This is a genomic window from Pseudomonas sp. dw_612 (assembly GCF_018449725.1).
Lineage (GTDB): Bacteria > Pseudomonadota > Gammaproteobacteria > Pseudomonadales > Pseudomonadaceae > Aquipseudomonas.
Genome location: NZ_JAAVVC010000018.1, coordinates 69404 through 84380, shown reverse-complemented (window position 1 = coordinate 84380; position 14977 = coordinate 69404). Strand labels below are relative to the sequence as shown.

The window sequence follows — 14977 nt, the reverse complement described above, 5'->3', positions numbered from 1 at the left end:
GTTGTTCGTAGGTTTAGTGCACCAACATGCCGGTGAGCCAATAGGCTTGGACGTAGGTGATGATCCCGACAATCGTGGCGAAGAACAGGCTGTGCTTGAGGGTGAAGCGGAACAGATCCGACTCCTTGCCTACCAGCCCGGTCGCGGCGCAGGCCACGGCGATCGACTGCGGCGAGATCATCTTGCCGGTCACGCCACCGCTGGTGTTTGCCGCCACCAGCAACACATCGCTGACACCAATCTGGTGCGCAGTGGTGGCTTGCAGCGAACTGAACAGTGCGTTCGACGAGGTATCGGAACCGGTCAGGAACACGCCCAGCCAGCCGAGGAATGGCGAGAAGAACGGGAACGCCGCGCCGGTTGCCGCCAACACCAAAGCCATGGTCGATGACATGCCCGAGTAATTGGTGACGAACGCAAACGCCAACACCATGCCGATGGACAGAATCGGCCAGCGCAGTTCGTAGAAGGTTTCTTTTAAGGTGGTAAGACCAATTTTGAAATTGATCTTCAGCACCAGCATCGAGATCAGCGCGGAGAAGAAAATCGCCGTGCCGGTCGCGGAAATCGGATCAAGTTTGAACACCGCCGGAATCGCGGTCGGAACCGTCACAATCGGCGCGACCTTGATCACCATTTGATCCAGGTGCGGGATGGCGAAGTTGAATACCCAGCTGTACATCGAGCCGCCAGCGGCAAACATCGCCTTGAACGGTTTCAGGGTCCAGATAGTGACCAGTACGGTGAGGATCAGGAACGGCGACCAGGCCTTGAAAATTTCCAGCAGGCTGTAAGGCGAAGCCACGGTTGTGCGTTTCTGGCCGAAACCTCCGACGCTGGCAGTCACGACCGAAGCCGAGACAGCGCCGGCGATGTGTTGGCCGGCGGCGCGTTTTGGCTGCCAGACTTTCAGGAACAGGGTCAGGGAAATCAGGCTGGCCAGTGCTGAGGTGATATCTGGCAGCTCAGGGCCGATGAAGTTAGAGGTGAAGTATTGGGTGATGGCAAAGCTCAAACCCGCCACCAGTGCGGCTGGCCAGGTTTCCCGAACACCGCGCATGCCGTCCATCATGAACACCAGCCAGAACGGCACGAACAGCGACAGCAGTGGCAGTTGGCGGCCGGTCATGGCGCCGATCTTGAACGCGTCGATACCGGTGACTTGCCCGGCAACGATGATCGGAATCCCCAGGGCGCCGAACGCGACGGGCGCGGTGTTGGCGATCAGGCACAGGCCAGCGGCGTACAGCGGGTTGAAGCCAAGTCCTACAAGCAGTGCGGCGGTAATCGCTACCGGCGCACCGAAACCGGCGGCACCTTCCAGGAACGCGCCGAAGCAGAAGCCGATCAGCAGCACTTGCAGGCGTTGGTCATCGGTGATCGACAGCACGGAGCTGCGGATCACTTCGAACTGGCCGCTCTTGACGGTCAGTTTGTAGAGGAACACCGCCGCGACGATGATCCAGGCAATCGGCCACAGACCGTAGGCGAAGCCATACCCGGCCGCGGCGATTGCCATATCCACGGGCATCTGGAATGCGAAGATCGCTACGGCAATCGACAAGGCCAGGGTGATGCTGCCGGCCACGTGGCCTTTGAGACGGAACACGGCCAAAGCCAGGAAGAAAAATACGATGGGGATGACGGCCGCGAGTGCGGACACGCCGAGACTGCCGAGCGGGCTGTAGAGCTGTTGCCAGGTTTGCATATGGGGTGGCCCCTAATTGTTGTTGGTCAGGCACTGTCAGCGTTCTTGGTTAATTGGTAATACCAATTTACAATCGCTGTTGGCTAGGGTAAAAGCCTTGTAGGCGGTGTGTCAATTTGCCGCCCTAAAACTTTTGTCGAATAAGCGGTGCAGAACGCATCTGATCTGTTCGAGCAAGCGTCGTCTGGTAGGTGCTGCCATAGCGCCGATAGGCCAGAATAGAGAGCCCGGCGAGCTGCCGGGATCGTGGAGAATTGAGTTATGGGGTTTGATCAGATTCGTCAGCGCCGTTTGTCTGACGATATTGTCGAGCGGCTCGAGGGGATGATTCTCGAGGGCACGCTGAAGTCCGGTGAGCGTCTGCCGGCCGAGCGCGCGTTGGCGGAGCAGTTCGGCGTGTCACGCCCCTCGTTGCGCGAAGCTATTCAGAAGTTGGCGGCCAAAGGCTTGCTGGTCAGTCGTCAGGGCGGCGGCAATTACGTGGTGGACTCCCTGGGCTCGACGTTCAGTGATCCGCTGCTGCATTTGCTGGAAAGCAACCCCGAGGCCCAGCGTGATCTGCTGGAATTCCGCCATACCCTGGAAGCGTCCTGCGCCTATTACGCGGCGTTGCGCGCCACTGATGTAGATCGTGAACGGCTGACGGCGGCGTTCGACGAATTGCAGGATTGCTACACGCGCCACGATGAAGTGAGTCGAGTGGAAGAGGGCGCGGCGGATGCGAAATTCCACCTGGCGATCGCCGAGGCCAGCCATAACGCCGTGTTGCTGCACACCATTCGTGGGCTGTTCGATTTGCTCAAGCGCAACGTGGTGACCAACATTGGCGGGATGTACAAGCAACGCACCGAGACGCGGGACATGCTGATCAGTCAGCACCGGGAATTGTATCTGGCGATTATCGAAGGGCGGGCGGAGCAGGCGCGGGAAGTCTCCAGTCGACACATTTTGTATGTGCAGGAAGTGCTGGAAGAGGTGCGTCAGGAAGTGCAGCGCATGGCTCGGGCGGAGCGGCGCAAGGGGATGTAGTCATTCAGTTCTATGGTGAATGTACGATCGCCTTCGCGAGCAAGCCCGCTCCCACATTTGTTTTGTGTCGGTCACAAATCCAATGTGGGAGCGGGCTTGCTCGCGAAGGCGGCCTCAGGCTAAAAGAGAATTAATCTTCCTTGCCCTTGTTCCGCACCGCACGCTGCAACTCGCGACCGGCGTCGCGTTCGCGTTCGGTATCACGCTTGTCGTATTCCTTCTTGCCCTTGCCCAGAGCGATCTCGCACTTGACCATGTGCTTGCTCCAATACCAGGACAGGCACACGCAGGCGTAACCTTTTTGCTGCACCGCAGTTGCCAGCTTTTCCAGCTCGCGGCGGTTGAGCAGCAATTTACGGGTGCGGGTCGGGTCAGCAATGACGTGGGTGCTGGCGGTCATCAGCGGCGTAATGTGACTGCCGAGCAGCCAGGCTTCGCCATCCTTGAGCAGCACATAACTGTCAACAAGCTGTAGCTTGCTTGCCCGCAGACTTTTTACTTCCCAGCCGGCCAGGACCAGACCAGCCTCGAACTTATGTTCGATGAAGTAATCGTGTCGCGCCTTTTTATTTTGCGCGATGGTCCCTGTTGGGTGTTTCTTCTGTTTAGCCATAGGGGCGGCATTATAGGGAGTTGCAAGCAAGTCGGCTACGGTATCGCTACGTGCTTGAGCAGGTTGATTGAATCCCGGACAATGCGGCCTCTTTTTTGAACGCTTGGGCGTGATAACGATGTCGACAGACAAGGTTTCTGTCCACGGCAGTTGGGCTAGCCGCTGGGTCTTCATACTCGCCGCGACCGGTTCGGCCGTGGGGCTGGGTAGCATCTGGAAATTCCCGTACATGGTCGGCGTCTATGGCGGCGGTGCGTTCGTGCTGATGTTTTTGGCCTGCATCGCGCTGATCGGTGTGCCGGTCATGCTGGCGGAAACCCTGATCGGCCGCCGCGCCCGTCAAAGTCCGGCCAACGCCTTGAAGGTGTTGGCAGTGGAGGCGGGGCATTCAGGGAAGTGGTCCTGGGGCGCATTCGCCGGGATGATCACGGCGTTGCTGATCCTGTCTTTCTATAGTGTGGTCGGCGGTTGGTCGCTGGATTACATCATCGACATGGGGCGTGGCGACTTCCAGGGTGTGACGGCGGATCAGGTCGGTGCTTATTTCGGCAATGTGATCGCCGATCCTTGGCGCCTGACACTTTGGCACACGATTTTTATGCTGTTGTCCGCCGTGGTGATCGCCAAAGGCGTGGTCGCCGGACTTGAGCGCAGCCTGCGGATCATGATGCCGCTGCTGTTCGTGATGGTAATTGTGCTGCTGGGTTACAGCATGACGACCGGCCATTTCATGGAAGGCGTGCATTTCATGTTCGACTTCCACCCCGAAAAAGTCCTCGACGGCTTGCTGCCCGCCATGGGCCACGCGTTCTTCTCCCTGAGCGTGGGCGTAGGTTCGATCATGATCTACGGCGCTTATATGCCGAAGAACTCGTCGATTTCCGGCACCGTGGTCGGCGTGGCGCTGCTCGATACCTTCGTTTCGCTGGTGGCCGGCCTGGCATTGTTTCCGATTGTGTTCGCCGCGGGCCTGAACCCGAGCGAAGGCCCTGGCCTGATGTTTGTCAGTCTGCCCTTTGCCTTTGGCAACGTAGCCTTCGGCCAGTTGATGGGCGTAGTGTTCTTCGTACTGGTGGCGGTTGCTGCATGGAGTTCGGCGATTTCATTGCTCGAACCAATGGTGGCGTACCTGGTTGAGCGCACCAAAATCAGCCGCGCCTGGGTGACTTTCTGGCTGGCATTTATCTGCTGGTTCGTCGGTTTGGGCACGGTGTTTTCCTTCAATATCTGGAAGGAAGCCAAGTTTTTCGTGAACGAAGGCGGGATGTTCCATCTCTACCAATGGGGGGCGGCCGGCGGCCTGGACTTCTTTGGTGTGATCGACTTCTTCACCTCACGGATCATGCTGCCACTCGGTGGTTTGTGTTTCGTGGTGTTTGCAGGCTGGATCATGGGGCGTGAAGCGGTTCGCGATGAATTGTCGATCCGCAGCCCGATGTTGTTCGGCCTGTCCCTGTTCTTGATGCGCTACGTGGCGCCCATCGGCATTCTTGTAGTGTTTGCCGCCCAGCTGTGGAAGTGACGCTGACATGACGACACATATTCAACGCTCGGCCCTGCTGCCGTACCCGGCGCAAGCCCTCTATGATCTGGTCAACGATGTGGCGCGTTACCCGGAGTTTCTGCCGTGGTGCTCCGCTGCCGAAGTGCTGGAAAGCTCCCCTGAGCACATGCGTGCCAGTGTCGGCGTGGCCAAGGGCGGACTGAGCCAGCATTTCGTGACGCGTAACACGTTGGTGCCCGGGCATTCGATCGAGATGAATCTCGAAGAAGGCCCATTCAACCAGTTGCATGGCGTGTGGGTGTTCAAGCCATTGGGCGAGAAGGCCTGCAAGATCAGCCTGGACCTGTCGTTCGACTACGCCGGGCCGATCGTGCGCGCGACGCTGGGGCCGTTGTTCAATCAGGCGGCGAACACCCTGGTGGATGCGTTCTGCCAGCGCGCCAAACAGATGCATGGCTGAGTCGGTGATCGAGGTTGAGGTGGTGTATGCCGCCGTGGATCGTCAGGTGTTGCTGACAGTGGCGGTGCCGGCGGGCGCTACGGTTCGGGCGGCGTTGCTCGAATCTGGCGTAGGGGTAGAGTTTCCTGAACTGGATCTGACCAGTTGTCCGGTCGGGATCTTCGGCAAGGTGATTGTTGACCCCGACACTCGCGTGGTTCAGGCGGGTGATCGCATCGAGATTTACCGGCCGCTGCTTGCTGATCCCAAAGAGGTTCGCCGCTTGCGTGCCGCCAAGGCTGCCGAAGCCAAGGCGCGCAATCAGTGACCTGATCAACCGCCAGACAATAAAAAACCCGGACATGCCGGGTTTTTTATTGCGTCGCAAATTATTGCGGCGTGGTGTCCAGTGGTTCCGGACTCGGGACTGGAACGGTTTCTACACCGTCTACGTCCTTCTGGATCTGGTCCAGCAGTGAACCTGGCTTCACCGGTTTTTCGGGTTTTGGCTTCTCGGTGTTTTCTGCCGGAGCGGTCACGGTAGTGCCGGGTTCCTTGCCGAGAATGGCTTCGTCGCGGCTCACGCCAGGCATAAAATCGCCCGACAGGCTGACAAGCTGGTCATTAGGGTTGAAGATTACGCTTATGCGTTCCTGTTGGCGTTCACCACCACCCGGTTGCAGGCTATACAGGTAATCCCAGCGATCGGCATGGAACGTGTCGGTCAGCAGAGGGTTACCCATGATAAACCGTACTTGCCGACGGGTCATTCCCGGGCGTAACTGGTCTATCATGTCCTGCGTGACGACATTGCCCTGCTGGATGTCGATTTTGTAAACCCCGGGGAATGAACAACCGGCGAGTGCGAGCAGTCCCACGAAGGTGAAACTGGTTAGCAAGAGCTTGGTGTTTTGCATCGGTGGGCGACTTCCACTATCTTGGCTGGGACAACGTAAACGCCGATCATACCCGCATTAAGAGAAGCTGCGAAGCAGCATCGCGAGAAAGCTGACCATGGTTGAAAATAGCGAACTACGCAAAGCCGGCCTCAAAGTGACCCTGCCACGGGTCAAAATTCTTCAAATGCTCGATTCCGCCGAGCAACGCCACATGAGTGCCGAGGATGTTTACAAGGCGCTGATGGAGGCTGGCGAGGACGTCGGTCTGGCCACGGTTTACCGTGTACTGACTCAGTTCGAGGCAGCTGGGCTTGTGGTGCGACACAACTTCGACGGCGGTCACGCCGTCTTCGAACTGGACGACGGCAAGCATCACGACCACATGGTCAACGTCGAAACCAGTGAAGTGATCGAGTTCTTCGACGAAGAAATCGAGCGTCTTCAGAAGGCGATCGTCGATAAGTATGGTTTCGAGATGGTGGATCACAATCTCGTGCTGTATGTACGCAAGAAAAAGTAAGCAAGTCGCACGAACAGGATGTTCGTGAAACGAGCGAAGGCGACCCAAGGGTCGCCTTCGTGCTTTCTGCCGAGCTTAAATTTTGGCGGTGATGACCATTTTCTTCGCGTGAGCCAGGGATTCCTTCGTGAGATCGATACCCCCGAGCATGCGCGCAACTTCTTCGACACGATCATTCTTGCTCAGCTTGGACACCGCCGTGTGGGTTGCATCCTCGCCCCGCACCTTGTGAACAAACAGATGCTGGTGACCCTGGGCTGCCACTTGCGGCAGGTGAGTGACCGTCAGCACTTGTCCGCGCTCCCCGAGCCGGCGCAGTAACTGGCCGACAATCTCGGCAGTCGGGCCGCCAATGCCCACGTCCACTTCGTCGAACACCAGGGTTGGAACCCGGGAAGTCTGTGCAGTGATGACCTGGATCGCCAGGCTGATCCGTGACAGCTCGCCGCCCGACGCCACTTTTGCCAGGGCTTTCATCGGTTGCCCGGGGTTGGCGCTGACCAGCAGTTCTACCTGCTCAAGACCGTTGGGCAGCAGTTCATTGCTGGCGTTAGGGCGCAATTCAATGGTGAAACGCCCTCCAGGCATGCCCAGGCGCTGGATTTCCTGCTCTACGGCGCTGGCCAGGCTGCCCGAAGCCTGATGGCGCAGGTCGCTCAGGTCGCGCGCCTTCTCTTGGTAATGACGGGCATAGGATGCGAGCTCATCGCTCAAGCGTTCGATGGATTCGTCATTGGCATTCAGGGTTTCGATTTCATCCAGCAGTTTCTGCTGCATCTCGGCGACTTCGGTGGGCTGGATGCGGTGTTTGCGCGCCAGGGTATAGATCGCATCGAGGCGTTCCTCCAGGTATTGAAGGCGCGCCGGGTCGGCGTCGAAATTATCAAGGAATCGGTTGAGTTCGCCGACGGCTTCTTCAACTTGAATCTGCGCACTAGTCAGCAGGCTGCTGGCTTCGCCCAGGGCGCCGATCGAGTTATTCACGCTCGACAAGCGATTGAGGCTCGCGGTCAGGGCGTTCAGCACATTGCCGGAATCACTTTCGCTGCATTGCTCGACCACTTGTCGACAGATGCCGAGCAGGGTTTCGGCGTTGGTCAGGTTTTTGTGTTCCTGCTCCAGTTGCTCCAGCTCGTTTTCGCCGAGGCCGAGGTTTTCCAGCTCTTCGAGTTGATAGCTCAGCAGCTGATGGCGTGCGCGTTGTTCGTCACCGGAATTGGACAGGCGTTCCAGCTCCTGGCGAGTCTGGCGCCAGCGCTGGGCGGCCAGTTGCACCTGGCGGGCGAGATCCGTGGCGCCGGCATATTCGTCGAGCAGGCGGCGATGGGTATCGGTCTTGAGCAGGGATTGGTGTTCGTGCTGGCTGTGAATATCGATCAGCAACTCGCCCAAGGCCTTGAGGTCGCCAAGCGGGCAGGGCGTGCCGTTGATATAGCCCCGTGAACGACCTTCGGCGGTAATCACCCGGCGCAGGATGCACGGGCCGTCGCTTTCCAGGTCGCGCTCGGCCAGCCAGGCACTGGCTTCGGGGATATCGATCAGGTCGAAGGTGGCCAGAATATCAGCCTTGTCAGCGCCGGGACGGACCACGCCGCTGTCGGCGCGATCACCCAGGGTCAGGCCCAGGGCGTCGAGCATGATCGACTTGCCTGCGCCGGTTTCCCCTGTGATCACGCTCATCCCGCGATCGAGTTCAAGATCGAGATGTTCAACGATGGCGTAGTTATGTACGGACAGGTGCACCAGCATAAAGGCCGCTCCCAGGCTTTAGGTCTGGTTATTTATACAGTGTTTTGTTTCTGGCTGACAATGCCCTGCCTTAGCTCGATTTGCTTGATCCGACGAAATCGTTAGCGCATCCAGGAATGACAATGCTGCTCTTTTTGTAGGGTTAATCCCTTCGCGCCCCTTGAAGCTGAATTTTGCGGCCCCATATAGCTGGGCAGAAGCGCGAGTTGAGCTCGCGGACGATATTGAAAGGAGAAATTCTATGGCTGACGAACAGACAGTGGATACGCAAAATCTCGACGCCGATCAGGCTGCCCAGGTTTCGGGTGATGAGCTGGCGGCTCGTGTACAAGTGCTCGAAGAGCAATTGGCTGGTGCTCATGATCAGGCTTTGCGTGTAGCGGCTGATCTGCAGAACGTCCGCCGTCGCGCCGAGCAGGATGTCGAAAAGGCTCACAAGTTTGCGCTGGAAAAATTCGCCGGCGACCTGCTGCCGATCATCGACAGCCTGGAGCGTGGCCTGGAGTTGTCCAACCCGGACGACGAAAGCATCCGCCCAATGCGCGAAGGCATCGAGCTGACCCTGAAAATGTTCCAGGACACCCTGAAGCGTTATCAGCTGGAAGCGATCGATCCGCATGGCGAACCGTTCAACGCCGTTCATCACCAGGCGATGGCCATGCAAGAAAGCGCCGATGTCGAGCCGAACAGCGTGCTCAAGGTGTTCCAGAAGGGTTACCAGCTCAACGGTCGCTTGCTGCGCCCGGCCATGGTTGTGGTCAGCAAGGCACCTTCGCCGGTTTCGCCTTCGATTGACGAGCAGGCTTGAAATTAGCCGTAAGGCCCCCATTTAGAAGTCAAGCGTTTAAGTGCTACCGCAGTTAGCCACCACTGCTGCGGCAACCAAATCCAAAGTTTCGGGAGAGTTAACATGGGCAAAATTATCGGTATCGACCTGGGGACTACCAACTCCTGCGTCTCCGTGCTGGAAAACGGCGTAGCCAAAGTGATTGAAAACGCTGAAGGCGCGCGTACCACGCCGTCGATCATCGCGTATGCCAACGATGGCGAAATCCTCGTTGGCCAGTCGGCCAAGCGTCAGGCTGTGACCAATCCGCACAACACCCTGTACGCGGTGAAGCGTTTGATCGGTCGTAAGTTCGACGAGGAAGTCGTACAGAAAGACATCAAGATGGTCCCGTACAAAATCGCCAAGGCTGACAACGGCGACGCGTGGGTTGAAGTGAACGGCCAAAAAATGTCGCCGCCACAGATCTCGGCTGAAATCCTGAAGAAAATGAAGAAGACCGCCGAAGACTACCTCGGCGAGCCAGTGACCGAAGCGGTGATCACCGTTCCGGCCTACTTCAACGACAGCCAGCGCCAGGCAACCAAAGACGCCGGCCGCATCGCGGGCCTGGACGTTAAACGTATCATCAACGAACCAACCGCAGCTGCTCTGGCTTACGGTATGGACAAGGCGAAAGGCGATCACACCGTGATCGTTTACGACTTGGGTGGCGGTACTTTCGACGTTTCCGTGATCGAAATCGCTGAAGTCGATGGCGAGCACCAGTTCGAAGTGTTGGCCACCAACGGTGACACGTTCCTGGGCGGTGAAGACTTCGACATTCGTCTGATCGACTACCTCGTTGACGAATTCAAGAAAGAAAGCGGCATGAACCTTAAGGGTGACCCGCTGGCCATGCAGCGCCTGAAAGAAGCCGCTGAAAAAGCCAAGATCGAACTGTCTTCGAGCAATTCGACCGACGTGAACCTGCCGTACATCACTGCAGACGCGACCGGTCCTAAGCACTTGAACGTGAAAATTTCCCGCGCCAAGCTCGAAGCGCTGGTCGAGGACCTGGTTCAACGCACCATCGAACCTTGCCGCATCGCTCTGAAAGACTCCGGTATCGACGTCGGCGCAATCAACGACGTGATTCTGGTGGGCGGTCAGACCCGTATGCCACTGGTTCAGAAGCTGGTTACCGAGTTCTTCGGTAAAGAAGCGCGCAAAGACGTGAACCCGGACGAAGCCGTTGCCATGGGTGCTGCTATCCAGGGCGCAGTATTGGCCGGCGACGTGAAAGACGTTCTGCTGCTCGACGTTAGCCCGCTGACCCTGGGTATCGAAACCATGGGCGGCGTGATGACTGCGCTGATCGAGAAAAACACCACGATTCCTACCAAGAAATCGCAAGTGTTCTCGACTGCCGACGACAACCAGGGCGCTGTGACCATTCACGTGCTGCAAGGTGAGCGTAAGCAAGCGGCCCAGAACAAGTCCCTGGGCAAGTTCGACCTGGCCGAGATTCCACCAGCACCACGTGGCGTGCCACAAATTGAAGTGACCTTCGACATCGACGCCAACGGCATCCTGCACGTAGGCGCCAAAGACAAGGCTACCGGCAAGACTCAGTCGATCGTGATCAAGGCCAACTCCGGTCTGTCCGAGGAAGAAATTCAGCAGATGATTCGCGATGCTGAAGCCAACGTCGACGCAGATCGTCAGTTCGAAGAGCTGGCCGCTGCTCGCAACCAAGGCGATGCACTGGTTCACTCGACGCGCAAAATGGTCGCTGATGCTGGCGATAAAGTGAGTGCTGAAGAGAAGACTGCAATCGAAGCCGCTGTCGTTGCCCTGGAAGCCGCTGTCAAAGGCGACGACAAGGCTGCGATCGACGCCAAGGTTGAAGAGCTGTCGAAAGTCTCCGCGCCAGTGGCTCAGAAAATGTACGCCGAGCAGGCTCAGCCCGCTGAAGGTGCTGCACCGCAAGGCGAATCGGCTGAAAAGGCTGACGACGTTGTTGATGCTGAGTTCGAAGAAGTCAAAGACCACAAGTAAGTTGTTGGTCGGCCGGTTGACTGCCTTTGGGCAGTGACTGGTAGGATGTCGCCGCGCGGGGGCTTGCTCCCGCGTTGGCGTGTCTGGAGTTAACGAATTTTTACAGCATGCGACAACGTTCGGATGTTGGTGGTATGGCCGGGAATGCTCCTGCTTTTCGAGCCGCAAGTACCGCAATGAACAAAGACCAGGATCGTTGAATTGACGTGAGTTGGGTCCGGGCCTGTATTGGGGCTCAACGAGTTTGGCGAAGCTCAGGAGGGATTTGCCGAACGTCCTTAAGAGTGCAAAGACTTATGGCAAAGCGTGACTATTACGAAGTATTGGGTGTTGAGCGCGGCTCAAGCGAAGCGGACCTGAAAAAGGCCTACCGTCGCCTGGCGATGAAGCACCACCCGGACCGTAATCCAGACGACAAAGCGTCGGAAGAGATGTTCAAGGAGGCCAACGAGGCCTACGAAGTGCTGTCCGATTCGAGCAAGCGCGCGGCGTACGACCAGTATGGTCATGCCGGTGTCGACCCAAGCATGGGTGGTGGCGGTGCCGGGTTTGGCGGTCAGAACTTCTCCGACATCTTTGGTGATGTCTTCAGTGACTTCTTCGGTGGCGGTCGCGGCGGTTCTCGTGGCGGCGCTCAGCGCGGCAGCGATCTGCGTTACACCCTGGAGCTGAATCTGGAAGAAGCGGTGCGCGGCACGACCGTGAATATCCGTGTTCCGACACTGGTCAACTGTAAGCCATGCGACGGTTCGGGCGCCAAGAAAGGCTCCTCGCCGATCACCTGCCCAACGTGCGGTGGTATCGGTCAGGTTCGCATGCAGCAAGGCTTCTTCTCGGTGCAGCAAACCTGCCCGCGCTGCCATGGTCAGGGCAAGATCATTTCCGACCCGTGCGATTCCTGCCACGGCGAAGGTCGTGTCGAAGAGTACAAAACCCTTTCCGTCAAAGTGCCGGCCGGTGTTGATACCGGTGACCGCATTCGCCTGTCCGGCGAAGGCGAGGCGGGCGCCCAGGGTGGGCCTACCGGCGACCTGTACGTGGTGATCAACGTGCGCGAGCACGCGATCTTCCAGCGCGACGGCAAGCATCTGTTCTGCGAAGTGCCGATCAGTTTCGTCGACGCGGCGCTGGGTGGCGAGCTGGAGATTCCAACCCTCGATGGTCGGGTCAAACTGAAAATCCCGGAAGGGACTCAGACCGGCAAGCAGTTCCGTGTTCGTGGAAAAGGCGTTGCGCCGGTGCGTGGTGGCGGTGCTGGCGACTTGATGTGTCGTGTGGCGGTGGAAACCCCGGTCAACCTGGGTCGTCGTCAGCGTGAATTGCTCGAAGAGTTCCGCAGTTCCTTGGCGGACGACAACAGCCATTCGCCAAAAACCACTGGTTGGTTCGAAGGCGTGAAGCGCTTCTTCGGCGATTTGTAAGGAGTGAACATGCGACGTATTGCGGTGATGGGCGCTGCCGGGCGCATGGGCAAGATCCTGGTTGAGGCGGTGCAGCAACGCGCGCCGCTCACCGGTCTGACGGCGGCCATCGTGCGCCCTGGCAGCACGCTGATTGGCGTGGATGCCGGTGAGCTGGCTTCGCTCGGGCGGATCGGCGTTCCGCTGTCCGGTCATGTGGAAGCGGTGGCGGAAGAGTTCGATGTGTTGATCGACTTCACGTTACCGGAAGTGATGCTGAAGAACCTGGTGTTCTGTCGTAAGGCGGGCAAAGCCATGGTGATTGGCACGACCGGGCTGGACGCTGCACAGAAGCAATTGCTGGCCGAGGCGGGCAAGGATATTCCGATCGTGTTCGCGGCCAATTTCAGCGTGGGTGTAAACCTTTCATTGAAACTGCTCGACATGGCGGCTCGCGTGTTGGGCGATGAGGCGGATATCGAAATCATCGAGGCGCATCATCGGCACAAGATCGACGCGCCTTCAGGCACGGCGCTGCGCATGGGTGAAGTGATCGCCAGTGCGCTGGATCGTGATCTGCAAAAAGTGGCGGTCTACGGCCGTGAAGGCCATACCGGAGCTCGCGAACGCGAAACCATCGGCTTTGCGACTGTTCGCGGTGGTGATGTGGTCGGTGATCACACCGTGCTGTTCGCCTGCGAGGGTGAGCGACTGGAGATCACGCACAAGGCGTCCAGCCGCATGACCTTCGCCAAGGGCGCGGTGCGTGCTGCATTGTGGCTGGATGGGCGCGAGCCTGGCCTCTACGACATGCAAGACGTGCTCGACCTGCGTTAAGATGCGCCCGAAATCGGGTTCAAACCCAGCGTTTGAGCCCGGTTTTACTCCGCCAAGCGACGCCCTGTCGCATTCCATAGCCTTTCAGGCTCATTGGCGGTAGACCAAAAATGCCTTTTTCTGTAAGCTACAGCTTTAGTGTGTCCACTAAAAGCGCGCAGAATAATTCGGTGAAGAAGCGGGGTGACGTGTCCATACGTCACTCCGCTTTTTTACAACCTGCGATCGCCCTTTCAGGCTTTATTTACGGGAGGTCTTCTTGACTAAGCCAGCCATACTCGCCCTTGCTGATGGCAGCATTTTTCGCGGCGAAGCCATTGGAGCCGACGGTCAGACCGTTGGAGAGGTGGTGTTCAACACCGCCATGACCGGCTATCAGGAAATCCTTACCGATCCTTCCTACGCCCAACAGATCGTTACCCTGACTTACCCGCACATCGGCAACACCGGTACGACACCGGAAGATGCCGAGTCTGACCGCGTCTGGTCCGCCGGCCTGGTCATTCGTGACCTGCCACTGGTTGCGAGCAACTGGCGTAACACGATGTCCCTGTCCGATTACCTGAAAGCCAACAACGTTGTGGCGATCGCCGGTATCGACACTCGCCGCCTGACACGCATCCTGCGTGAGAAAGGCGCGCAGAATGGCTGCATCATGGCCGGCGACAACATTTCCGAAGCCGCCGCCATCGCCGCCGCCCAGGGTTTCCCAGGCCTGAAAGGCATGGACCTGGCGAAAGTCGTCAGCACCAAAGAGAAGTACGAGTGGCGCTCGACTGTCTGGGACTTGAAGACCGACAGCCACGCGACCATCGACGCCTCCGAGCTGCCGTACCACGTGGTGGCCTACGACTACGGCGTCAAGCTGAACATCCTGCGCATGTTGGTCGCGCGCGGTTGCCGCGTGACCGTGGTGCCGGCACAGACGCCAGCGACCGACGTCCTGGCGCTTAAGCCGGACGGCGTGTTCCTGTCCAACGGCCCGGGCGATCCGGAGCCTTGCGACTACGCGATCCAGGCGATCAAGGACGTGCTCGAAACCGAAATTCCGGTATTCGGCATCTGCCTTGGTCACCAACTGCTGGCCCTGGCCTCCGGCGCCAAGACCCTGAAAATGGGTCACGGCCACCACGGTGCGAACCACCCGGTCCAGGATCTGGACACCGGCGTTGTGATGATCACCAGCCAGAACCACGGTTTTGCGGTAGACGACGCGACCCTGCCAGCCAACGTCCGAGCGATCCACAAATCGCTGTTCGACGGCACCCTGCAAGGGATCGAGCGTACCGATAAGAGCGCCTTCAGCTTCCAGGGTCACCCTGAAGCCAGCCCTGGCCCGAACGACGTAGCGCCTCTGTTCGATCGCTTCATCAATGAAATGGCCAAGCGACGCTGATCGCTCGCCTTGATGCAGCAAAGCTTGGGGGTGGTCCCGACACCGGTGGCCCCCTC

14 protein-coding genes are annotated in these 14977 nt (G+C 58.5%); 10 read left to right on the top strand and 4 right to left on the bottom strand.

Going from position 1 to position 14977, the window contains the following annotated elements; translation table 11 throughout:
- Window positions 1-13 precede the first annotated feature (13 nt).
- Window positions 14-1708: a lactate permease LctP family transporter gene (locus HB680_RS23810; RefSeq protein WP_213940899.1), complete on the bottom strand. Its 1695-nt coding sequence runs from the start codon at window positions 1706-1708 to the stop codon at window positions 14-16.
- Window positions 1709-1969: 261 nt separating this feature from the next.
- On the opposite strand from HB680_RS23810, the gene HB680_RS23805 reads away from it, so the two are divergent.
- Window positions 1970-2737 (top strand): FCD domain-containing protein, encoded by a 768-nt coding sequence (locus HB680_RS23805; protein WP_123516493.1) that lies wholly within the window; start codon window positions 1970-1972, stop codon window positions 2735-2737.
- Window positions 2738-2867: 130 nt separating this feature from the next.
- On the opposite strand, the gene smpB is transcribed toward HB680_RS23805, so the two are convergent.
- A complete protein-coding gene (gene smpB / locus HB680_RS23800; protein WP_008149046.1) occupies window positions 2868-3350 on the bottom strand; it encodes an SsrA-binding protein SmpB in 483 nt (160 codons plus the stop codon).
- 118 nt (window positions 3351-3468) lie between these two features.
- Here smpB and HB680_RS23795 point away from each other — a divergent pair, with 118 nt between their 5' ends.
- The 3 genes from HB680_RS23795 to HB680_RS23785 are packed head-to-tail and all read left to right on the top strand — an operon-like array spanning window position 3469 to window position 5621.
- On the top strand, window positions 3469-4872 hold the full coding sequence (locus HB680_RS23795; protein ID WP_213940898.1) for a sodium-dependent transporter: 1404 nt from the start codon (window positions 3469-3471) through the stop codon (window positions 4870-4872).
- A gap of 7 nt (window positions 4873-4879) precedes the next feature.
- On the top strand, window positions 4880-5314 hold the full coding sequence (locus HB680_RS23790; protein ID WP_054050071.1) for a type II toxin-antitoxin system RatA family toxin: 435 nt from the start codon (window positions 4880-4882) through the stop codon (window positions 5312-5314).
- Window positions 5307-5621, top strand: coding sequence for an RnfH family protein (locus tag HB680_RS23785; protein ID WP_213940897.1), 315 nt, complete (start codon window positions 5307-5309; stop codon window positions 5619-5621). The genes HB680_RS23790 and HB680_RS23785 overlap by 8 nt, the downstream gene beginning before the upstream one ends.
- A gap of 61 nt (window positions 5622-5682) precedes the next feature.
- Here the strand turns inward: HB680_RS23785 and HB680_RS23780 are convergent, their stop codons facing one another.
- Window positions 5683-6210: an outer membrane protein assembly factor BamE gene (locus tag HB680_RS23780; RefSeq protein ID WP_054050068.1), complete on the bottom strand. Its 528-nt coding sequence runs from the start codon at window positions 6208-6210 to the stop codon at window positions 5683-5685.
- A gap of 97 nt (window positions 6211-6307) precedes the next feature.
- On the opposite strand from HB680_RS23780, the gene fur reads away from it, so the two are divergent.
- Window positions 6308-6712, top strand: coding sequence for a ferric iron uptake transcriptional regulator (fur, locus tag HB680_RS23775; RefSeq protein ID WP_003197684.1), 405 nt, complete (start codon window positions 6308-6310; stop codon window positions 6710-6712).
- 75 nt (window positions 6713-6787) lie between these two features.
- Here fur and recN read toward each other — a convergent pair whose 3' ends face one another.
- Window positions 6788-8461 carry a DNA repair protein RecN gene (recN, locus tag HB680_RS23770; RefSeq protein WP_213940896.1) on the bottom strand — a complete coding sequence of 558 codons (1674 nt, stop codon included), beginning with the start codon at window positions 8459-8461 and terminating at the stop codon, window positions 6788-6790.
- 241 nt (window positions 8462-8702) lie between these two features.
- Here recN and grpE point away from each other — a divergent pair, with 241 nt between their 5' ends.
- From grpE to carA, 5 genes are all read left to right on the top strand, one after another.
- Window positions 8703-9269 carry a nucleotide exchange factor GrpE gene (gene grpE / locus HB680_RS23765; RefSeq protein WP_123516483.1) on the top strand — a complete coding sequence of 189 codons (567 nt, stop codon included), beginning with the start codon at window positions 8703-8705 and terminating at the stop codon, window positions 9267-9269.
- 102 nt (window positions 9270-9371) lie between these two features.
- On the top strand, window positions 9372-11288 hold the full coding sequence (gene dnaK / locus HB680_RS23760) for a molecular chaperone DnaK (protein WP_054050062.1): 1917 nt from the start codon (window positions 9372-9374) through the stop codon (window positions 11286-11288).
- 296 nt (window positions 11289-11584) lie between these two features.
- Entirely contained in the window at window positions 11585-12709 is a 1125-nt protein-coding gene (gene dnaJ, locus HB680_RS23755) for a molecular chaperone DnaJ (protein ID WP_007933514.1), read from the top strand.
- 9 nt (window positions 12710-12718) lie between these two features.
- Window positions 12719-13525, top strand: a complete 807-nt coding sequence (gene dapB, locus HB680_RS23750) for a 4-hydroxy-tetrahydrodipicolinate reductase (protein WP_213940895.1) — start codon at window positions 12719-12721, stop codon at window positions 13523-13525.
- Between the two features lie 259 nt (window positions 13526-13784).
- The gene (carA, locus tag HB680_RS23745) at window positions 13785-14921 is read left to right on the top strand and encodes a glutamine-hydrolyzing carbamoyl-phosphate synthase small subunit (RefSeq protein ID WP_213940894.1); all 1137 of its coding nucleotides are present in this window, start codon (window positions 13785-13787) and stop codon (window positions 14919-14921) included.
- The last annotated feature ends 56 nt before the right edge of the window (window positions 14922-14977 follow it).